A 20,287-nucleotide genomic window follows, 5' to 3' on the forward strand; every position below is an offset into this window, starting at 1 on the left:
ATAGTCGCTTCTAAGGGAACAAACATGTTACGCCAAGCTTTTTTAAAAAATGGGTCTAAAAACTCATTTACATCGCGCTTTATCGTCGTGCCACCTTCAACGTGCGCCCTGTATCTTAAAAAGTGCGCACATTCAACTCATACTTGCTACTTGCGTTTGAATTCAACTGTTATAATAATCATATTAATTTATGGAGGGTAAGAGTATGGACATTCACTTTCGTAACCAGCTAACCGCCTTACGCAAAGCACATCACCTATCACAAGAACAACTAGCAGAGCAGTTATCAGTTACACGCCAAACAATCTCTAAGTGGGAGTTAGGCACAGCCACTCCCGATTTAGCACGTATTGAACAAATTGCTCACTATTTTGATGTTCCGGCAGAAGAACTTTTGTTTGGCAAAGGGTCAACTCATACGGTTACTGAAAACCTTAAAAATAAAGTTAACCAATTTTTGACCGAGGATCCAGCTGATAAAGACTGGCACGAGCAACACCGATGGCGTCACTGGTACTACCAACCTATTCACAATGGTTGGGAATTTTTAGCCCGGTATTATTGGATTCTATTTGGTCTAATTGGCATGTTCCTTTGGTTCTTACCTTCAATCATTAAGGCCTTTCGTTAACACTAGTTGGCTCGTTCTCTAGCCTTAATTATTCATCTACATCAAGGGTCCCGTACTAACCATACGGGGCCCTTGTTTATTTTAGAGCTTAAAATATATGATCCATCCGGTTTCACCGTTTAAAAACTGCCGAATGATTATCTAAAACCTGCCAGCTAGCAATGACTTGATCACGATCATCAAACTGACGACCGAGTAGATACTCTTTGGCTTTAATAACTAAAGGTGAAGCATTCGTATCAGTAAGCGCTACTAAAGGAATGCATTCAGCACCTAAAGCATCTTGATCCTCAAATTGCTTAACTGCTTCCTTCAGCAGTCCTGATACTTCTTCAATTTTATAAAAAACAGCAATATGCTGGTTCAACACATAGTCCTGGTACTGCCAAGGATATGTAAAACTAGTCGTTCCAATTTGCCTTTTATGCTTGACTAACAAGCCCGTTTCTTCGGCTATTTCGCGATCAACGGCCTTTGTCAATGACTCCCCCATTTCTAGACTACCACCTGGTAAATCATAGCGGTTGATATAAGGACCACCATTCTTTTTAATGACCACCAGCTGGCCCTGCTTTTCAATAATCCCGTAAACACCGAAGGCTCGGTGAACCTTTTTTACCATCTTAGCACCCTCCTGCTGACCCTATCTTGTTAGCACGCCAAACCTAATGAGGTTGTCATAAGTATTAACCGTTTAAAAGCCGCAAAATAAAAATACGCCATATAATGGGCCTTTACCCTTAAAAAGCCTAAGTTAACTAATCTAATTTTAATTTTATTATAATTAATGTCAATAGATTTCGATTCATTGCCTAAACAAAAAGAGCAACGCTTTGAGTACCCCCCAATTTTGTTGCTCGTTTTTAGTTATTGACCCTGCCAATAGGCACGCATTGCCGATACCGTTAATTGACCAGGGGCACTCCCAGTCGTCTGCGGGTTTAATGCAGCAAAGGTTAGGTCTGACCCATAGCGATAACCATTCAATCGACTAACTTGACCAGCTGGCCCCATCGCCATCGTCACCAAGGGACGCCGTAACTCCTCTTTAGCCCGCTGCGTTGCCAGCAACAACTCCTGAGTTTGAGCGTGATTATCAACCAGCACAGCAAGTTTAAGGTAATCAGCTTTGGTTGCCCCTAGGACCCGTAGTTGATCTAACCAGGCTTTTACCCCGCTAGCTGGTCCAAAGCTATGCCAAGAAAGCATTGTCGTTAGGCCAGCCTGATGGGCTAGTGACAAGAGAGCATCCCCGTAACTCACTGGTAAAGTTGCTTCTAAGTCCAACCAAGTTGCCCCGCCGGGATAGCGACAAAGCACCTTCATCAAAGCCAAATATTGCTTTTGGTTATAACTGCCCCGACCACCTTGTGCCTGTGTCCGGTAAGTCAATAAGATTGGCCAACCAGCAAGGTAGGTCATTGCTTCATGACCTATGTATTGCCAGGTCATGGGAAAACTTGGCGCCAAAGGATCCAGGTCTTCCAAAAAATAGTCTAGCCGCCACTCAACAACTGCCGGTTGGGCCGACTCAACCAACGCTATCCACTGAGGAAAAGCATGCCTACTAGTGGGCATAATCGAAACAGCCAGGGCCACTGGATCTGTTAGAACTGGCTTAAAATAGTGCATATTAACAGCCATTCAAACCGCCTCCCCGTTCTTGTAATTGCTGCAGGTAGGTTTGGATGGCGGCCAGGCTTGCTTGTTCGGCTGGTATTTGACTTAGCGTCATTCTTTCTGTTAATGCCCTTTGTAAACGTTGATTAGCCAGGACTTTTTCCAAAACAACTGGTTGATTTTCTGTGCCCAAATACTGGCTTAATGCCTGAGCAATATCCTCAACTGGTAAGCTGTTGGTATTCACAGTAGTGGTCGCCATTGCCTCATAATAAGGTTGCCGTTTTGCCCACAAACGAGCGAGATCAGCTAAAGTCCGCTCTTTGACTAGTGGTCGTGTTTGGTCATTGATTAAATGAGCCAGCGTTTGCGCAAAGGTTCCCGTTAAAAAAACAACTTCAGCTGAATGGGCTGCTAAGAGCTTACGGTTAGCCGCTGTCTCGACTATCCCGCCACCCGTGGCAATCACCCCCTTAAAGGCCGTTAATTTAACCAAGACTTCGTGTTCTAATGTGCGAAAGGCTTGTTCGCCCCGCTCTGCAAAGATAGTAGCAATAGACTGTTCCTGCTGGTCTTCAATCAGTTGATCCGTATCTACGAAAGGCAAGTTCATGCGCCGGGCAAGCGCTTGTCCAATACTGGTTTTGCCTGCGCCCATGAACCCTACCAAGATAATCGTTTTATTTTCCCTCATCGTATTCTCCTTACTGGCTCTTCAATAAGGACTGTAAGTCAGCTAAAAACGTCGGGTAGGAAATACCAATTGCTTCAGCTTGCTTTAGCAATACCTTTCCCCCCGTTAAAAGAGCCGCTACCGCTAGCATCATGCCCAGTCGATGATCGCCATGTGAATCTAAGACCGTATCTGCTGGTGGGGCCATTAACTCCTGTTGTCCTTTAATGACCATGCCATCTGATTTTTCTTCAATGTGCACCCCAAATTTTTTTAATTCCTGAACAACCGTCTTAATACGATCAGTCTCCTTGAACCTCAATTCCTGAGCATCTCGAATTATCGTTTCCCCTTTGGCCTGGGTGGCTGCAAGCGCAATAATCGGCAGTTCATCAATCGCTAATGCTACTTGAGCACCGGCAATCGTAATTCCCTTTAACGACTGGCTTTTAATCGTCAAGCTCGCTCGTGGCTCGCCATTTAGGGTCTCCAACTGACTCAGACCAATTTTGGCCCCCATTTGCTCTAAAATAGTCAAAAGTCCAGTTCGCGTTGGATTAACGCCAACCGCTGGTAATACAAGATGCGAGCCAGGAATAATTAAGGCCGCCACAATGAAAAAGGCAGCACTAGATAAGTCACCTGGTATATGAATACTCTGGCCCTCAAGTAGAGAGCCGGGCTGCAGGGTGATGACCTTCCCGTGCCGTTCAACGTCCGCACCGAAGGCCCGCAAAAGACGTTCAGTGTGGTCCCGAGTGGGCACAGGTTCAATGATGCTTGTTGCTCCTTGGGCCTGTAAACCTGCCAAAAGAATGGCAGATTTAACTTGGGCAGAAGCAACTGGCAGTTGGTAGGTGATGCCCTTTAAGCTTGAATTTGCATGAATGGATGCCGGTAAGTAATTGTCGGCTCGCAAGTCAATAGTTGCTCCCATCTGTTGCAAGGGATCACAGACCCGCATCAAGGGGCGTTGGCTTAAGGAGGCATCCCCATGTATGGTAAGCGGATAAGGTTGACGACTGAGCATCCCCAGTAACAAACGGGTCGCCGTACCAGCATTACCTAGATCGATTGGTTTTACTGTTGGCGCAAAGGTAAAACGTCCCCGTCCATGCACAACCACCGTTTGTTGGTCGGGATTAACATCAATTTCAGTCCCTAGCTGCGTCAGTGCTGAGCGGGTGTGTAAGACATCATCTGCTAAAAGGCAGCGGTCAATGACCGTGTCGCCCACTGCTAAGGCACCAAGCATTAAAGCCCGGTGCGAAAGTGATTTGTCACCTGGTACGTGTAAAGTACCTACTAAACCCTGTTGTCCCTTCCGTTGGGGTAAGGCAATGGCTGTCATCATAGCTTCCTCCTAACTACCTTTAAAAATGCCGCACTTCCGCTCGATAGGCCGCTACCTGCTCTTGCATCCGGTCAATATTATCAGCATCAAATTTGTCTAGGACCGCCTTAGCTAGTTCAATAGCCACCATTGCTTCTGCTATCACGGCAGCGGCTACGACGGCTGTAGTATCAGACCGCTCAATTGCTGCCCGATGATCCTGATGGGTCGTAATATCCACGGACTGCATAGGCCGATAAAGGGTCGGAATCGGCTTGACCACAGCACGGACCACGATTGGTTCCCCGGTGGTCATACCGCCTTCAAAGCCCCCTAAATGGTTACTCCCGCGATAAAAGCCACGTTCAGCTGACCAATAAATTTCATCCATCAGGTCAGCACCATATTTCTCGGCTGTATCAAAGCCACCGCCAAACTGGACCCCCTTAAAGGCGTTAATACCAACAATTGCTCGCGCAATTTTGGCATCCAGTTTTTCATCTGCTGACACATACGACCCTAGTCCGACAGGTAAACCAGTCGCCATTACCTGAACCTGACCACCGACCGTATTACCAGCTTGCTTGGTTTCATCAATCACTTGCCGCATCGCTGCATCAGCTACAGCATCTAAGGCCCGCGTCGGAAAGTGCTCCGTCACCTGGCGCAAAGCGTCTAAATCAGCATATTGAGTTAACTGACTTAAATCACTTTTGGCTGGGCCAATATTTACCACAAAGCCATGCACATCAACGCCAATGGTTGCCAGCAACCGCTTAGCAACGGCGCCCACAGCCACCCGCATCGTGGTTTCCCGAGCTGACGAACGTTCTAAGACATTGCGCAAGTCCCGGTGGCGGTACTTGATGCCACCAACTAAATCTGCATGCCCTGGTCTTGGACGAATAACCTTACGGAGGGTATTCTCAGCTGTTGCTGGCGTATTTGCTGCCATAATGGTATGCCAATTTTGGTGGTCCCGATTATGCACATTCAAGGCAATTGGTGAGCCCAGTGTCTTTTGATGCCGGACCCCAGCTAAAAAGGTTACCTGATCATGTTCAATTTGCTGACGTGCACCTCGTCCATAAGCCTTTTGCCGGCGGGCTAATTCGCTATCAATATCTGCTTGTCGTAAGGTCAGCCCAGCTGGAATCCCTTCAATAATTGCAATCTCTTCTGGTCCATGGCTTTCACCTGCTGTTGTATACCGCATTACTTGTTTTGAACAGCTTACTCCGCTGTTGCTCCTCCCTCCAAGGTCTGAATCGTTTTAATTATATTAGGGAAAGCAGTAAGCTCCTTTGTCAAAATTCGAGGCTGCCCTGGCTTGGACAAGGCAACTAAATTGATTTTACCGCCCCGTTGTTTTTTATCATTGACTAAATGATCAAAAAAAGCGGGTTTTCCCATTAAGGATGATCTAAGCGGTAAACCAACCGCCATTAACCGTTCTGCTAAAGCTTCCGTTAACCCCGGGGCACTGATCCCCACGTGTTCAAAATAGCGGGTAATCGCAACCATACCAACAGCAACCGCTTCACCATGGCGTAGTTTTCCTTTTGCCTCTAGTTCAATCGCATGCCCAATGGTATGACCGAAATTAAGGACTTGACGTCGGCCGGCCTCTTTTTCATCCGCCATTACCACCTCTGCCTTATAGCCAATACTAGCCACCGTCAAAGCTGCTGCCTGTTGGCGCAGGTCAGCTACTGTTTGAATCTTACCAGTTTGATCAAAAAAATCTCCGCCTGCTAGGGCCGATACTTTAACCACTTCTCCATACCCTTCCACCAAATCACGGTCAGTAAGCGTGTCCAAAAAAGTGGGGTCGATTAAAACAAAATCAGGTTGGTAAAAGGCCCCTAAGACATTTTTTGTCTGAGTCAAATTCACTGCTGTCTTTCCGCCCACAGACGCATCGACTTGCGCCGTTAGAGAAGTGGGCACTTGAATGAAACTAATGCCCCGCATATAAAGCGCTGCTACCAGACCAGCTAAATCGCCAATCACACCACCGCCCAAGGCAACTATACCGTCCGCACGCGTAAAGCCATGCTGGGCTAAGGTCTGACTAACTTGTCCTAGTGTCGTCAGTGACTTGGTTCCTTCGCCAGCCGGCAATGTAAGTACTATCACATTAAACCCAGCTGTTAGCAGACTCGATTTAACCATTTGAGCGTACAAGGGACCTACGTTGGTATCCGTAATCACTGCGACCTGGCGAGGTGACCAAACTCCGGCCACATAAGCACCTAGATTGGCCATCCCCACTGCATCAAATACCAAATCATAAGCCTTAGCAGGCAATTGTATCGTAAGTTTAGTCATCTTGTTCTACCACCTGGTGAATAGCTACTGCCTGACGGGTTAACGTTTGGTATGTTGCAGGGGTAATTGCCTGAGCCCCATCTACCAAAGCGTTGGCAGGATGATCATGCAACTCCGTCATTAGTCCTTGAGCACCAGCCGCCACCGCGGCCAAAGCAACTGGGGTAACAAGCCGTCGGTCACCTGTCGCATGGGAACTATCTGCCAAAATAGGTAAATGTGTTAACCGCTTTAAGACCGGAATAGCGCCTACGTCAAAAGTGTTTCGGGTATAGTGATGGTCAAAGGTTCGAATACCCCTTTCCATTAAGATAACTGCCTGGTTACCACCCGCTAAAATGTATTCGGCAGCATTTAGAAAATCATCAATACTGGCGGACATACCCCGTTTAAGCAAAACGGGCTTTGTTTGCCGACCCAGTGCTTTGAGCAAGGCAAAATTCTGCATATTTCGGGTGCCAACTTGAAAGATATCGGTATATGGATCGATTAATGCTAAATCAGCCGAATCCATAATTTCAGTAACAACGTCCATCTCTAATTGGTCGGCAGCCATTCGTAATGCTTTTAACCCAGCCTCACCACTTCCCTGATAGCTATAGGGAGATGTTCTGGGTTTAAAGGCACCTCCGCGCAAGATCGTGGCGCCTGCTGCTTTAGCTGCTTGTCCCATAGCTAAAACATGCTCTGGACTTTCAATCGCGTCCGGACCAGCCATTAAGGTCAGGTCTGGCCCGCCAATTTCACTATGCGGCGTTTTAATGACCGTGTTTTGGGGATGCAATAAACGTGAAGCACGGACGGCTGTCTGTCTTTTATCTAAAATAGTAGCCCCTGCTTGTTGAAGCAAGGCCAATGACTTAGCTGGTAACTCTTTAATACCAGCTAACGCGAGTCGATCCGCTTGCACATAAACGGGGTGTAAGGGGTCTTTTGGATCCAATTGCCGGGCCAATTGCTGGGCCAATTGCTGGGCTTTTGGTGCATCTGGTGCCTGAATAATCATAAACCTGACCCTCCTTTTCTTTTCTAGCGCCAACTAACTAGTTGGTGCTGGTTCACAGCTCAGTATCTCCCATTATGGCAAATTTTAGCTTAAAAAGCACGATTTAGGAAAGTACTCATAAAAAAGCTGGTTCTTTTAAAAAGAACCAGCTTCAGTACTAATTAACCTGAAATTTTGGTTGTTTTCCTTGATAAGCCAACATGACGTTTTCAGCCACAATCATCCCCATCGCGTCGCGGGCTTCTACAGTAGCATTGCCAAGGTGGGGCGTTAACACTACATTAGACATTGTCTTTAACTGGGCATTCACTTGTGGCTCAAATTCGTATACATCTAAAGCCGCCCCCGCAATCTTTTTAGCTTGTAACGCGTCGACCAGGGCCTGCTCATCAATTAAGGGACCACGAGCCATATTAACAATCACGGCCTGCTTTGACATTTGGGCCAGCACGTTTGCATCAACTAGGTGATGATTGTCAGCAGTTAAGGGCGCGTGCAGACTCACAATATCACTGGCTTGGATTAATTTTTCAAAGGGTACAAAGGTGGCATCCAGGGTTCTTTCTCTATCCGCGGACAATTGATGATGCTGCGTATAAAGAATATGCATGCCAAAGGCACGGGCCCGTTCTGCCACTGCCTGGCCGATATGCCCCATACCGACAATGCCGACTGTCTTATTCTTTAAGTCATGACCCAAAAAGAAGGTTGGCTGCCAGCCTGCAAAACCGGTCGTCCGCATTAGTGCATCACCTTCCACAATGCGGTGATAAAGGGCTAAGTACGTGCCCAAGGTCACTTCAGCTACTGAAGTTGTTGACACACCAGGCGTATTGGTGACGATGATGCCAGCTTTTTTAGCCGCCTGCACATCGATATTATTAAATCCGGCCCCAAAGTTGGCAATCAGTTTTAATCGCTGGGCCTGGGCTAACACATCTGCCCCTACCTGCGTAGAAAGGGTCGTGATGGCATAGTCAGTATCCGTTAATTCCTGTTTCAGTTCACTTTGGCTAATTAACCCGGTTCCCTGATAACTTTCCAACTCAATCTGCGGATTCTGGGCTAATAAGTGTGCCTTTAAGTTATCCGTTACCACTGCCGGCATTTTTGCCGTAATAAAAATTTTGGTCATTATCTTTCCTCCTTGGTGGTCCCACTCCATATAACTCGGCCTTTGGAGCACTGATACCTCACTCCTTATTATAACGCTTTCATAATTTACGAACAGCCACCGTTTTTCGTTATCAAGCTGGTATACTTTAGGTAGTGTTCTTCCTTTTTTCAATCACTTTTTAGCGAGGTATTCCTGATGCAAGATTTAACTGCTCTTTTGGCTGATGTTCGTCAGCACCGCCTAGATTGGACCAGCTGGTTAACCCAAGTTAACCAACGAATCCTTGAGCATGCTAATTTAAATGCCGTGGTTAACTGGCAACCTGATACTTATCGATCTACCCTAGAGCCGACCGCTCCCTTTTTTGGCTATCCCGTGCTCACTAAGGCCCTCGGTCAAGCTAAAGCGGGTTGGCCTAGCACCAGTGCGAGTCGATTATTAGCAGATAACATCGCCCAACAAAGTGATTACTTCATCACTAAATTAGAAGCCGCGGGGATGCAGGTTGTCGGCCAAACTAACAGCCCTGAATTTGGGTTTACCAATATTACCAACTCAGCTCTCTATGGTCCAACTCGCAACCCCTGGAATCCAGCCTACTTCTCTGGCGGCTCTAGTGGTGGTGCTGCAGCGGCGGTGGCAGCAGGCATCGTTCCCCTAGCGACCGCTAGTGATGGTGGCGGGTCAATCCGTATCCCAGCCTCTTTTTGTGGGCTCATCGGTCTTAAACCATCACGAGGTACCATGCCAACCGGACCGAGTGATTGGCGTAACTGGCAGGGGGCGGCCATTAACTTTGGTTTAACGGTTTCCATGCGTGACACCAAACTTCTCTTTAAGGCCTTAAAGCAGACCGGCTCGACCCCCGCTCCTTACCAACCACCCTTAACTAGCCAAACGACAGCCAAAACTAACGCACGGCCCTTAAAAATAGGCTTTATTGTCGACTCACCTGTCCAAACCCCGGTTAGTCAAGAAGCAAAAGCAGCCGTCTTGGACCTTGTCAGCGAACTGGAAAAAATGGGCCATCAGGTTAGCCCTGTTAACTGGCCCTGTGCTGGACAGCCCTTAATGGAAAGTTATTATGCCATGAATGCTGTCGAAACAGATGCCATGCTAACTCAAATTGCTAACTATCGGGACCGCCCCATTCAACCAGATGAGGTCGAGCCCTTAACCTGGACCTTGTACCAATATGGTCGGCACTTACCTGGCCGCACCTACGTAGCTGCCCTTAACTTATGGGATCAAGCAGCAGCTCAGATGGCAGAATTTTTTAAAGCCTATGACCTACTTTTAACGCCTAGCACGGCTGATCATGCGCCAAAAGTCACGCAATCCTTTCAAAATCCAGGTCAATTAACACAAATGCAAGCGGCAGCCGACCTAAACACTTCTCAGTTAGCACAATTAACTTGGGATATGTTTGCTGAGGGGCTGGCTCTTACGCCTTTCACCCAACTAGCTAACTTAACTGGCTTGCCTGCTATTAGTCTCCCCACCCATTTAACAAAAACAGGACTGCCACTTGGTTGTCAATTGATGGCCCCCTTAGGAAGGGAAGATCTACTGTTTGTATTAGGCCAAGCCATCGAAGACCGAGAATTATTTGTGTTGCCATCAGCCTACCAATAACAAAAAAACAGCCTAAGGGCTGTTTTTTTGTTTGACTTACTTCAAGTTTTTCACATCACCTTGGTCATTCTTTTCAACCTTCATATCAGACATCGGCACATATCCTAACTTCTTTGTATCTTTTTCTACCTTCTTAGAGGTCATGAACTTAACAAATTTTTTAGTTGCTTGATCGGGCTTCTTAGTTGTATACATGTGTTCGTAGGCCCAAATCTTCCACTTGTTTGTCGCCACATGCTTATCATTGGGGGTAACCCCATCAACGTTCACCGTCTTTAACCCCTGAGCAGCCTGCCCATCAGTATAAGAAAAGGCCAGGTAAGAAATGGCGCCAGGGGTCTGCTTAACAATCTTTTGCACTGCGCCACTATCATCTTGTTCTTGAGCTGTTTTAGCAGTTTTGCCATCCAACACTTCTTGTTCAAATGTGAAACGAGTCCCTGACCCCTGGGCACGGTTAATCAGGACAATCTTTTCATCCTTGCCACCCACCGCCTGCCAGTTAGTGATCTTGCCAGTAAAAATGTCCTTTAGCTCAGTCATACTTAAATCGTTGACGTTGACATCCTTATTGACGACTGGTGTAATGCCAACGACGGCTACCTTGTGGTCTTTCAATGTGCTAGCATCAACCCCCTTTTTTTGACTAGCAAAAATATCTGAATTACCAATGGTCACCTTGCCCTTGCCAACTTGACTTAACCCAGCTCCGGAACCACCACCTTGAACAGTAACCGTTATCTTAGGGTTCTCTTTTTGAAAACGTTCCGCTCCTTTTTGTGCTAATGGTTGTAATGCTGTCGAACCGACCGCCGTTATCTGCTCATCAGCAGCCTCTACGTTCATAAACATCAAGCCACCTACCGCTAAACTTAATACCAGCGCACCACCAACAACTGCACCCTTCTTATTCATGCTCCCACTCCTTTTTAACTAACTAAAATAAACAACATGATGTCAGGGCTCGACATTGGCTGAAAGTCCTTTGTAGAAGAAGAATTGCGGTACCAAGCTACCTGACAACTCTTAGTATAAGGGAGTAATGTCGCGATAGCGTAAAGGTCAGGTAAGCCTTTGTCACGCTTTTGTAGCCCTTATCCTTACGATCCTTACAAAAAACACAAATAGGCTTCACGTTAGATAACGTAAAGCCTATTTTACTATCACAGATTAAGGACTTAGCTTAACGCGGCTTTAATGGCTGCAAGCGTCACGGCTTGCGTATCTGGAAAGCAAAGTTGGGCCTGGTCGAGACCATCCCCAATTCCCAAAGATATCTCGCCAGCAGCATTAATGGCCTGAATACCCGCTACGGAATCCTCCAAGGCTAAGACCGCGCTAACTGGTAAGTCAATCCCCTGGGCAGCTCGTTCAAAAATTTCAGGATCAGGCTTACCATGGGCCAACAAACTAGGGTCAACGATAAAATCGAAATAGTCACGTAACTTAAGTTGTTCCAAAATAAAAGGCGCATTCTTTGAGGCAGAAGCTACTGCCAAACGATAGCCGGCTGCCTGCAAAGACTTAATAAAGTCTGCCATCCCTGGTAAAATGTCGGCGGGCGTCAACGTTTTAATTAAGTCTTGATAGGCCACATTCTTTTGCTCAGCAAGCGCTTCTTTTTCTGTTTGGGTGTAGTCATCCTGGTGATGCCCGGCTGCTAAAATCATCTCCAAAGAATCCATCCGTGATATGCCCTTTAATTGTTGGGCTAATTCCTCAGTCCAAGGCGTCCCCACTTGATCAGCTAGTGCATGCCAGGCTTGACTATGAAAACGTGCAGTATCTGTAACCACCCCATCTAGGTCAAAGGCAAAGCCCTTAATTTGATTAAATTGATTCATTTATGTTTACCTCGTCTACTTGATAATGAACAGTATAGTTTTTTTCTTGGCCCTTCAAGAGTAAAATATCGCCAAATTCCTGGTGATTAATCGCATCAGGTAGGGTTTGTAATTCAATGGCAACGGCAGTCGGTGGCTGACTAGCCTCCCAAGCAGCATCATGCTGTAAGGCAGCAGGATTCACTGTGAACACCACCACACCATTACGATCGGATTGAATAGTTAAGCGCTGTTTAGTCCTAGGATCCTGTAAGGCTACTACTGGTTCATTGCGAATCCTTGGCTTTAGTAACCAGGCATCATCCAGTTGGTGCTGCGGCAGTTCTGCTAGGGCCGTTCCCAAAGACCTGAAATGACTAAAATCGTAAGCTGAACCAGCCGTCTTCATCAGTTTTCCAGTTGGTAACTTAGCCCCGTCCACGATGAGCCGTTGGTCAGCCGCTAACCTTAACTCTGCTGGTTGTATAGTTTGGTCCTGACCTGAAAGATTAAAATAAACATGGGTCATGGGGTTAAACAAGGTCGTAGCAGTGGTTCGACCGGTAAAGGAAATCGTTACCTGACCTTGATCATCCAATTGATAAGTGACTGTGACCGTCAAAACACCCGGAAATTCATTATTAAAATGATGGGTAAACCTAACCTGGTCAAAACCGGTTCCTTCTTCAACCATGGCCGACCAATTAACTAAATCAAAGCCATTCTGGCCGGAATGCAGCACATGGTCGCCCTCATTGGGACTTAGCCTAAATGACTGCCCTGGTTCAAGTTGATAAGTGTTAGCCGACAAACGTCCCCCCACAGGACCAATTGTATTTCCTAAATGGAGGGGATTGTTTAAGTAGGCCGCTAAATCATCATAGTGCACCACAATATCACGCCCAATTTTGCCATTAGGAATAAAAGACTGCCAGGTTGCACCATATGAAAGGACTGCGACCTGACTACCGCGCCGGTTTTGTAACAGGTACCGATAAACTGGCTCACCCGTTGCTAGGCGACCAAAGACTGTTCGTTTCACTGTCATCGCCCTAACCTCCCCGCTACTTAGGCCAAATGGAGATCTTGTCCATCCAAATCGATGGTCAATGGCTCTCCAGAAATGAGGGCAACTTTAGTACCAGTCTGATCAACCGAAACTTCTAAGACCCGGCCACGGAAAACTAGCCGGAAACTGTACTTAGTCCATTCCTTAGGTAGGAAAGGTGCTAAATGAAGGTGGCCATCACGTACCCGCATGCCAGCAAAACCTTGGACAATCGCTAACCAGGACCCCGTCATCGCCGTAATGTGGAGGCCATCTTCGGTATCATTATTATAATTGTCTAAGTCTAAACGGGCCGCCCGTTGATACATCTCAACGGCCTTTTCTTCCCGGTGAAGGTCCGCTGCTAAGATGGCATGGACCGATGGCGATAAGGATGATTCATGGACCGTTAGTGGCTCATAAAAGTCAAAGTTATTTGCCTTTTCTTCTTCGGTAAAGGCATCTGGAAAGTAGAAGATGGCATGTAAGGTATCCGATTGCTTAATATATGGTGACCGTAAGATACGATCCCATGACCAGTGTTGGTTCAAAGGTAAGTTAGCAGGATCTAAGTCAGCAACTGGAGTCAAATCTTTGTCCAAGAAGGTGTCATGTTGCTCAAAGATTTCCGTTGGCTGCCCATTTAGGGTTACCTCAGCCTTTGGCAAGTACATCTTATCGGCAATCTCCTGCCAGTGGGCCAATTCTTCATCAGTAATGCCTAACTTAGCCTTTTGCTCAGCATCAATCGTAGGATACTGGTCAATACTATATTGCAGCACCCAACGGGCCATGTAGTTCGTGTAAAAGTTATTATTGACATTATTCTCATACTCATTCGGTCCGGTCACCCCATGAATCATATACTGACCCTTACGCGCCGAATAGTGGACCCGGTCCGCCCAGAAACGCGCAATATTGTAAAGGACCTGCGCACCATCACCTTCTAGCCAGGACCGATCACCAGTCATCCGGGTGTAGTTGTAAATGGCATATGCAATCGTGGCATTACGATGAATTTCTTCAAAAGTGATTTCCCATTCATTATGCGATTCAATTCCGTCAAAGGTCACCATTGGGTAAAGAGCCCCTTTGAGGCCTTGTTCCTGGGCATTGTGAAAGGCACCAGGTAATTGGTCAAAACGATATTGTAAGAGGGCCTTCGTTACCTCAGGCTCAGCCACCCCTAGGTAAACTGGGATGGCAAAGGCCTCTGTATCCCAGTAAGTGGCCCCACCATACTTTTCACCAGTAAAGCCTTTGGGTCCAATGTTTAACCGAGGGTCATTTCCATAATAGGTGGAAAATAGTTGGAAGAGATTAAAGCGAATTCCCTGTTGGGCTTCTGGATCTCCCTCAATAACGACATCTCCCTTTTGCCAACGCCGGGCCCATTCGTCAATGTGAGCCTGATAAAGACTGTGGTAGTCTTGGCCTGCCAAGGTAGTTGTCAACTCATCACCCGCCTGCACAAGGCTAGCCTGATCCGCATAGTCACGTGAAGTCGTCACAATGACCCGCTTTTCAAAACTAGTTGAACCCGTTTCGGGCACAGTGAGCTCAAACTGGTCGGTCACCGCTTGGTCGCTGCTCGTCTGTTTAATCCGTTGGCCACCAACAAAGCTTTGCCAGGCTGCAACTGTAAACTGAGGTACCCCAAAGGGGTTTTCAATCGTTTGTGAAACCAGATAAGAAGCAAGCTCACCATTTTGACGGTCTAAAACCTGCCAAAAGCTTTCTTCATAATTAGCATCTTCATTTTTAACCGCTGCATCAATACTTGCATCATAGCGAACGTGATGGAGCTTCCCGTCCCTTGAGGTCAAAGTATAGTGAACATCGGCTAATTCCTTTTGGGCTGCTGAAACAAAACGGGTAATGTCAAAGTGAACACCAAAGACGGTAAAGGAACGCTTTAGAACACCCTTTTGCATATCCAGGGATAAGGTAAAGTCCTGGACCTCATTTTTAGCAAGATCTACCTGCTGCCCATCGACGTAGATATCCGCTTTAAGATAGTTGAGCGCATTAATGGCCTTACCAAAATACAAGGGATACCCATTTTTCCACCAACCAACTCGGGTTTTGTCTGGGAACCAAACACCACCAATATAAATTCCCTGGTGGGTATCGCCAGAGTACTGTTCTTCAAACATACCCCGCATCCCCATATATTCATTACCCAAACTCGTCATTGACTCTTGCAAGCGCTTATTTTCTGGATTTAATTCGTGGGTCGTAACCTGCCAGGGATCAACTTCAAAAACTCGTTGCATGATTCTCTCCTCTATTCTACTTTCTTGTGTGTTAAGGCACTGTTAATCTTAGTTACTTTCTATACAAACGTTTTAGTTACTATTACCATGTGTTTCATGAACCAGAGCAACCGACAAGGCCCCTAGCAACATCAAACCACCCGCTACCAAAATCATGGCTGGGAAACTAGAACCAACCAGTGGGAAAATGGCAAAGCTTAAGACTGAAGCCACAATTTGTGGTAAGCAAATTGACCCATTGAACAGGCCTAAGTAGGTGCCCATGTGATCGCCAGACAACGCATTGGTTACCATAATAAAGGGATAGGCCATCATGCCTGCCCAGGCAATCCCAATTAAGCTATAAGAAATAATCAAAAGATACTGTGAATGAACAAAGTACGTGGACATAAAGCCAAGCGCACCTAAGGTTAGGGAAAGAGCATAACCAAACTTGTTTTTATGGGCTGGAATCTTTGATAGGACCAAGGACCAAATCACTGCCGCGATGGCATAAACCGCTGACATCAAACCAAACCAGTTTCCACCATTTTGGTAACCTGCACTGGCAGGATCCGTTGCATTAAAGACATTTTCAGCAACGGCCCCTGTACCATAGGTCCATAGATATTGAAAGGCCATCCAACAGAAGAACTGGACCACCGTGACCGTCCAGAAGACCTTAGGTGCCCGCTTCAACAAGGTCAAGAAGCCTCCCTGACCATCATTGGGCGTATTTAGAGGCTGACCATGATAACGCTCATAAGTAGCGTCATCATATTCCTTCACATTAAAGACGGCAATTAATGAAAAAACGACTAGAATAGCTGCGCCGGCATAAAATGAAATGGTCACTGAAGCTGGTACTTGCCCCTTAGGTGCTGTATTCGCTACCCCTAAGATGGTCAACAGGAAAGGAAAGACCGTGGCTAGGACGGAACCGGTATTAGACAGAAAACTTTGAATTGAATACGCGTACGACTTTTGTTCTTCATTTACCATGTCGCCAACAACCATCTTAAAGGGTTGCATCGCCACATTTGAACTTAAATCCATGAAAAGAATCGTCGTTGCTCCAAACCAAAGAGCCATGGTCGTTGAAAAACCGAAGTTACCGGCATTTGGCAAAAGACACATGACAATCACCGAAACTGCTGCCCCACCTAAAAGATAAGGCATCCGACGGCCAAAACGCTTGGTCCAGGTCCGATCAGATAGGTACCCCACGATAGGCTGCACGAATAGGCCAACCAGCGGTGGCAAAATAAAGAAGAACCCTAACTTAGTTGGGTCGGCGCCCAAGGTTTGGAAAATTCGACCCATCTGGGAACTTTGTAGCGAAAAGGCCATTTGCACCCCTAAGAAACCAAAGCTCAACATCCAGATTGTCTTAAGTGGTAGATTAGGTAAACCACTACCCCTTTGTTTATTAGTCATCATCAAACACCTCATTTTGTTTATTATTTATTCTGTAAACGTTTACAAAACTGATTATAACTAAACAAAAGTCTTAATGATAGCGTTTTCATTATGTTAACGATAACAGGATCATTGTCGGGTCGTTCCCCGGTATTTTAGTTTTGGTGCCACAAACATTTCCTGGCGTTCCTTTGTTTGGCGCAAGGTTAATAATCCGTCAACCAATCCCCGAGCAATGTCAGCCAAAGGTTGCTGTACCGTTGACAATAGTGGCGAACTTAACTGATCAATAAAGATACCATCAAATCCAATAATCCCAAAGTCAGTTGGAATCGCCTTTTGCTGAGCCTGGAGAGCGCGAATCACCCCCAAGGCCATCCGGTCCGTAGCCACTACAAAGCCCGTATTTGGCCTTAATTCACCTATGTCGTCAATCGCCTTAGCAGCAGCATGTGAATGGTTGGCCACGGATAGGATATGCACCGGCCGCTTTGCCCTTTGCATCACTTCTTCATAACCACGTTTACGATCCTTAGCAAAGGGCATGTCACTAGCCAGGCCCACAAAATAAATGTGTTCATACCCTTCATCAAGCAAGGTCTGCGTCGCTAAGGTTGTTCCGGCTTGATTATCAATATCAATAAAGGACAAGGAAGAGGCGGCTGGTGCACGTCCATATAACATGACCGGTACCGTTAAGGCTTCTAAGGCTGGAATATCCTTTTGACGCCAACCGGTAACAATTAACCCGTCAACATGATCAGTTGCTGCTATCTCCCGCGTAATCTCTAGGGTATAGCCTGCCCCCCGCAGAAGGTCTGCCAGTTGTAGCAACAAAATGGCATAATTTGGTTCCACTGTGGCTACATCCTCTAAGACCACAAAGCGCATGATATAGTTTTGTTGGGTTACCAAGGCCTTAGCCTTAACGTTGGGTTGGTACCCTAGTGCATCAATCGCTGCGGTCACCTCCTGTTTAACGGTTTCAGATACCTGTTCCGGATGATTCAACACCCGACTGACCGTCATTTTCGAAACATGGGCCAGTTTAGCCACATCAGCTAACGTCGCCATCTCTTCTCCTCCTTCTGTTTAGCAATACTAAATGCAAGCGTTTTCTTTTTTCACAAGTATGCCATATTCTTGGGCAAATAAAAAGACTGACCACAGGAATAAAGCGGCCGTCAACCTCACTCTAATATAGGATTATTATGCTTTTAAACAGTTCACTTACCGCCGACATTAAAAAAGCGTTCCCCAGCAGTTTAGCTTGGAAACGCTTTTTACTTAATTAGATTGTACTTAAATTTCGCGGAAGCGCATGGTGCCACCATGTGATTCGGTCACATTCGTCGTAATAATAAAGGCATTTGGATCAATTTGCTTAATTAGTTTTAATAAATGACCATAGTTTTGGCTATCAACAATAACCATCAGCAATTCATTATCACCTTGTTGATAACCACCCCGAATATCAAAAATGGTTACGCTTTGGTTTTCAGCCAGCAATTGATTCTTAATTGCCCCAATGTGGTGCTGACTAATAATACTAACTTGCTGCTTCAAATCCAAACCACTCTCGATGCGTCGCATCACAAAGGAGGTGATAACTAAGGAAAAAGCGGCTAAAAAGAAGGCATTTGTCCCGGCTACAACCAAATTGAAGCAGGTAATTATTAAATCAATCGCTAATAAGGAATAGGCTGGATTAATTTTAAAATATTTTTTTATGATAAGCGGTGGGACCGTTGTCCCTCCTGCAGATGATTCCAGCCGAAAAAGCATGGCCACTCCACAGGCAAAGACCGCGCCCCCAATAATGACTGCCAAAAGACTATCATCGACGACTTGAAAGCTAGGCGTAATATCTAGTAAGACTGGTAACATAAAACTCCCAAAGATGATATTTTTCACGACGTGTCGATCCAAAAAGAACCAGGCCAGGCCAATCATTAAGAGGTTGATTACTAAAACCGTTAGCCCTCGGTTGAGACCCAAGGTGGCGTTTAAAAGAATCGCAATCCCAGTGGCCCCACCGGCTGCTACGTCAATTGGGGCATAAAAAAAGTTGATAGCCAGGGCAATCAACTCTAACCCCACCAGCACCAAACCACCATGTTTGATGCTAGCTAAAATTTTGGTTGTGCTTTGTTGCATAATCCGACTCCTCCAAGTTAACTTCTCTCACTAGTTTAGCAGTTTGAACTAGAAGCAGACATAAAAAAGGGAGAAAAATGAAAACTAGTCCGTGAAATCGAAAAAGTCCTCATCTACCTCAAATAAGGTATAACTGGCCCTCACCTGTACACCAACTTGATAATCCAGCATTAATTTCGTTAATTGCACTCCATCAATTAGCACGATGGACATATGATCCGTTTTTGCTACTAATTAAGAAGTTAAAGTGGATATATCCTGATACTTCTTCCACCATTGTGGTTCTTGATACTCAAGTAAATGTGGCTTTCCATCAGCATCCTTTTGAAATACTCGTTTTTCATCACTCACCGTTCCATCCGGACCTTTGACTTTTGGCGGAACTAAGAAGAAAGTCAATGTTGCGTTATTTGCACCCGAGTTTGCTCCATAAACATGAACTTCATAATATCCATTTACTTGTTTTGGCAAATCAGAGGACTTCACCACAAAATTACCATGCGAGGTAATCCCATTCCAATAACCATTTTTCCTAATTGATGGGAATACCGTTGTCCGATTATTGTAATAATCTTCGGGAGAGTATCCGCCATAAGTAAAGCCAGAATCAACGATTGTTTTGTTAAACGTATCATTTGAAAACTGACCTTCAAATGCTGACAGGTCACCTTTAAGAACTGCAGTATACTTGGCATTTGTCGCTGGTTTTTCTTTCGTGAACACCATTTGATGAGAAACATTTCCATCAGACATCGTGATTGTTATATTTTCTGGCGTTTCATACTCTACAGAAACTTTAAATCCCGAATAACCATCAGACTTCTCCATCAATGATGTCGACTTATATAATTCCCCCACCTTTTGCCACTTAGTTTTAAAGTTTCCCGTAACGTTTCCATCTGATGTTGAGTAGGTAATTTCCCATTTATTTTCTCCTACTGACTGGATATCCGCAGTTTCACCTGATGATGAATAAAAAATTCCAACTAGGCTAATTTCATCACTTTTCTTACTTGAAGTTGTTGATTTGCTTTTTTCTACCGCTGAAGAATCCTTGTCATTATTCTTATCATATTCAACCTTAGCACCACCTACGATAAATAAAACTAACGTGATAAGCATAAGACTGATAGTAATTTTCCTTTTCACTACCCTATCTCCCTACACAAAAAAACTCAACAATCCTGTTTGCTGCTTTCTCGGTTGCAGCATCGATATCCTCTTTCACCCAAATATCTA

Annotated in this window: 18 protein-coding genes; 2 read left to right on the plus strand and 16 right to left on the minus strand. The window is 45.7% G+C overall.

The genetic code is table 11. The annotated features are described in order from the left end of the window. The first annotated feature begins 205 nt into the window (after positions 1-205). A complete protein-coding gene (locus G414_RS0101070) occupies positions 206-631 on the plus strand; it encodes a helix-turn-helix transcriptional regulator (protein ID WP_022791016.1) in 426 nt (141 codons plus the stop codon). A 112-nt stretch (positions 632-743) separates the two neighbouring features. Here G414_RS0101070 and G414_RS0101075 read toward each other — a convergent pair whose 3' ends face one another. The 8 genes from G414_RS0101075 to G414_RS0101110 form a co-directional block, all read right to left on the minus strand. After that, a complete protein-coding gene (locus G414_RS0101075; protein ID WP_022791017.1) occupies positions 744-1,253 on the minus strand; it encodes an NUDIX hydrolase in 510 nt (169 codons plus the stop codon). A gap of 245 nt (positions 1,254-1,498) precedes the next feature. Next, positions 1,499-2,275, minus strand: coding sequence for a type I 3-dehydroquinate dehydratase (locus G414_RS07055; RefSeq protein ID WP_022791018.1), 777 nt, complete (start codon positions 2,273-2,275; stop codon positions 1,499-1,501). Next, the gene (locus G414_RS07060; RefSeq protein ID WP_022791019.1) at positions 2,265-2,945 is read right to left on the minus strand and encodes a shikimate kinase; all 681 of its coding nucleotides are present in this window, start codon (positions 2,943-2,945) and stop codon (positions 2,265-2,267) included. Before G414_RS07060 ends, G414_RS07055 begins: the two co-directional genes overlap by 11 nt. Positions 2,946-2,955: 10 nt before the next feature. Further along, complete coding sequence (gene aroA / locus G414_RS0101090; RefSeq protein WP_155971911.1) at positions 2,956-4,275, minus strand: 3-phosphoshikimate 1-carboxyvinyltransferase; 1,320 nt, start codon at positions 4,273-4,275, stop codon at positions 2,956-2,958. Between the two features lie 22 nt (positions 4,276-4,297). After that, a complete protein-coding gene (gene aroC, locus G414_RS0101095) occupies positions 4,298-5,473 on the minus strand; it encodes a chorismate synthase (RefSeq protein WP_022791021.1) in 1,176 nt (391 codons plus the stop codon). Positions 5,474-5,490: 17 nt separating this feature from the next. Further along, the gene (aroB, locus tag G414_RS0101100; protein WP_022791022.1) at positions 5,491-6,588 is read right to left on the minus strand and encodes a 3-dehydroquinate synthase; all 1,098 of its coding nucleotides are present in this window, start codon (positions 6,586-6,588) and stop codon (positions 5,491-5,493) included. Then, positions 6,581-7,594, minus strand: a complete 1,014-nt coding sequence (aroF, locus tag G414_RS0101105; protein WP_022791023.1) for a 3-deoxy-7-phosphoheptulonate synthase — start codon at positions 7,592-7,594, stop codon at positions 6,581-6,583. Before aroF ends, aroB begins: the two co-directional genes overlap by 8 nt. A gap of 157 nt (positions 7,595-7,751) precedes the next feature. Next, the gene (locus G414_RS0101110; protein WP_022791024.1) at positions 7,752-8,729 is read right to left on the minus strand and encodes an NAD(P)-dependent oxidoreductase; all 978 of its coding nucleotides are present in this window, start codon (positions 8,727-8,729) and stop codon (positions 7,752-7,754) included. Positions 8,730-8,906: 177 nt separating this feature from the next. Here G414_RS0101110 and G414_RS0101115 point away from each other — a divergent pair, with 177 nt between their 5' ends. Beyond that, a complete protein-coding gene (locus G414_RS0101115) occupies positions 8,907-10,346 on the plus strand; it encodes an amidase family protein (protein ID WP_022791025.1) in 1,440 nt (479 codons plus the stop codon). Positions 10,347-10,382: 36 nt separating this feature from the next. Here G414_RS0101115 and G414_RS0101120 read toward each other — a convergent pair whose 3' ends face one another. From G414_RS0101120 to G414_RS07065, 8 genes are all read right to left on the minus strand, one after another. Then, entirely contained in the window at positions 10,383-11,261 is an 879-nt protein-coding gene (locus G414_RS0101120; protein ID WP_022791026.1) for a phosphate ABC transporter substrate-binding protein, read from the minus strand. Between the two features lie 263 nt (positions 11,262-11,524). Continuing rightward, the gene (pgmB, locus tag G414_RS0101125; RefSeq protein ID WP_022791027.1) at positions 11,525-12,190 is read right to left on the minus strand and encodes a beta-phosphoglucomutase; all 666 of its coding nucleotides are present in this window, start codon (positions 12,188-12,190) and stop codon (positions 11,525-11,527) included. Beyond that, the gene (locus G414_RS0101130; RefSeq protein WP_022791028.1) at positions 12,177-13,217 is read right to left on the minus strand and encodes an aldose epimerase family protein; all 1,041 of its coding nucleotides are present in this window, start codon (positions 13,215-13,217) and stop codon (positions 12,177-12,179) included. Before G414_RS0101130 ends, pgmB begins: the two co-directional genes overlap by 14 nt. Before the next feature lie 20 nt (positions 13,218-13,237). Continuing rightward, a complete protein-coding gene (locus G414_RS0101135; protein ID WP_022791029.1) occupies positions 13,238-15,493 on the minus strand; it encodes a glycoside hydrolase family 65 protein in 2,256 nt (751 codons plus the stop codon). 72 nt (positions 15,494-15,565) lie between these two features. Then, a complete protein-coding gene (locus tag G414_RS0101140) occupies positions 15,566-16,909 on the minus strand; it encodes an SLC45 family MFS transporter (RefSeq protein ID WP_027694476.1) in 1,344 nt (447 codons plus the stop codon). 111 nt (positions 16,910-17,020) lie between these two features. Then, complete coding sequence (locus G414_RS0101145) at positions 17,021-17,965, minus strand: LacI family DNA-binding transcriptional regulator (protein WP_022791031.1); 945 nt, start codon at positions 17,963-17,965, stop codon at positions 17,021-17,023. A gap of 228 nt (positions 17,966-18,193) precedes the next feature. Next, positions 18,194-19,048 (minus strand): YitT family protein, encoded by an 855-nt coding sequence (locus G414_RS0101150; RefSeq protein WP_022791032.1) that lies wholly within the window; start codon positions 19,046-19,048, stop codon positions 18,194-18,196. Between the two features lie 234 nt (positions 19,049-19,282). Further along, positions 19,283-20,197, minus strand: a complete 915-nt coding sequence (locus G414_RS07065) for a hypothetical protein (protein WP_155971905.1) — start codon at positions 20,195-20,197, stop codon at positions 19,283-19,285. Between the last annotated feature and the right edge of the window lie 90 nt (positions 20,198-20,287).

Source organism: Weissella halotolerans DSM 20190 (genome assembly GCF_000420365.1).
Taxonomy (GTDB): Bacteria; Bacillota; Bacilli; order Lactobacillales; family Lactobacillaceae; genus Weissella; species Weissella halotolerans.

What these genes read in the sequence shown, in the direction of transcription:
- aroC (WP_022791021.1), bottom strand. Translation starts at nt 5,473, where the DNA reads ATGCGGTATACAACAGCAGGTGAAAGCCATGGACCAGAAGAGATTGCA.
- G414_RS0101120 (WP_022791026.1), bottom strand. Translation starts at nt 11,261, where the DNA reads ATGAATAAGAAGGGTGCAGTTGTTGGTGGTGCGCTGGTATTAAGTTTA.
- G414_RS0101075 (WP_022791017.1), bottom strand. Translation starts at nt 1,253, where the DNA reads ATGGTAAAAAAGGTTCACCGAGCCTTCGGTGTTTACGGGATTATTGAA.
- G414_RS0101110 (WP_022791024.1), bottom strand. Translation starts at nt 8,729, where the DNA reads ATGACCAAAATTTTTATTACGGCAAAAATGCCGGCAGTGGTAACGGAT.
- aroA (WP_155971911.1), bottom strand. Translation starts at nt 4,275, where the DNA reads ATGACAGCCATTGCCTTACCCCAACGGAAGGGACAACAGGGTTTAGTA.
- G414_RS0101115 (WP_022791025.1), top strand. Translation starts at nt 8,907, where the DNA reads ATGCAAGATTTAACTGCTCTTTTGGCTGATGTTCGTCAGCACCGCCTA.
- G414_RS0101140 (WP_027694476.1), bottom strand. Translation starts at nt 16,909, where the DNA reads ATGACTAATAAACAAAGGGGTAGTGGTTTACCTAATCTACCACTTAAG.
- aroB (WP_022791022.1), bottom strand. Translation starts at nt 6,588, where the DNA reads ATGACTAAACTTACGATACAATTGCCTGCTAAGGCTTATGATTTGGTA.
- G414_RS0101130 (WP_022791028.1), bottom strand. Translation starts at nt 13,217, where the DNA reads ATGACAGTGAAACGAACAGTCTTTGGTCGCCTAGCAACGGGTGAGCCA.
- aroF (WP_022791023.1), bottom strand. Translation starts at nt 7,594, where the DNA reads ATGATTATTCAGGCACCAGATGCACCAAAAGCCCAGCAATTGGCCCAG.
- pgmB (WP_022791027.1), bottom strand. Translation starts at nt 12,190, where the DNA reads ATGAATCAATTTAATCAAATTAAGGGCTTTGCCTTTGACCTAGATGGG.
- G414_RS07060 (WP_022791019.1), bottom strand. Translation starts at nt 2,945, where the DNA reads ATGAGGGAAAATAAAACGATTATCTTGGTAGGGTTCATGGGCGCAGGC.
- G414_RS07055 (WP_022791018.1), bottom strand. Translation starts at nt 2,275, where the DNA reads ATGGCTGTTAATATGCACTATTTTAAGCCAGTTCTAACAGATCCAGTG.
- G414_RS0101070 (WP_022791016.1), top strand. Translation starts at nt 206, where the DNA reads ATGGACATTCACTTTCGTAACCAGCTAACCGCCTTACGCAAAGCACAT.
- G414_RS0101135 (WP_022791029.1), bottom strand. Translation starts at nt 15,493, where the DNA reads ATGCAACGAGTTTTTGAAGTTGATCCCTGGCAGGTTACGACCCACGAA.
- G414_RS0101145 (WP_022791031.1), bottom strand. Translation starts at nt 17,965, where the DNA reads ATGGCGACGTTAGCTGATGTGGCTAAACTGGCCCATGTTTCGAAAATG.
- G414_RS0101150 (WP_022791032.1), bottom strand. Translation starts at nt 19,048, where the DNA reads ATGCAACAAAGCACAACCAAAATTTTAGCTAGCATCAAACATGGTGGT.